Origin of the sequence: Salifodinibacter halophilus, from assembly GCA_012999515.1 — a bacterium.
GTDB classification, from domain to species: Bacteria; Pseudomonadota; Gammaproteobacteria; order Nevskiales; family Salinisphaeraceae; genus Salifodinibacter; species Salifodinibacter halophilus.
This window is the reverse complement of record JABEEB010000863.1, coordinates 1-230: the sequence shown is the minus strand read 5'-3', so window position 1 is coordinate 230 and position 230 is coordinate 1. Positions and strand designations below refer to the sequence as shown.

Sequence of the window (230 nt, the reverse complement as noted above, 5' to 3'; positions counted from 1 at the left end):
TGCTCGCAGCGCTCGTCGTGCTGGCCCTGGCGGCAGCGATATTCGGACGCGGCAAGGGCCGCAAGGACGGCGAAGCCGACGGCGCCGATGCGCCGGTCCCGGTCACCGTCGTCGCCGCAGGCTCCCAGGCCGTGCCGGTGTTCGTGAGCGCGCTGGGCACGGTCAACGCGCTCAACAAGGTGACGGTGGCGCCGCAGATCGGCGGCGAACTGCTCAGCATCGATTTCCGC

Annotated in this window: 1 protein-coding gene; it reads left to right on the top strand. The window is 71.3% G+C overall.

Annotated elements, in window-relative coordinates; genetic code table 11:
* The coding region (locus HKX41_14010) for an efflux RND transporter periplasmic adaptor subunit (GenBank protein NNC25248.1) at positions 1-230 on the top strand (230 nt) is incomplete at both ends.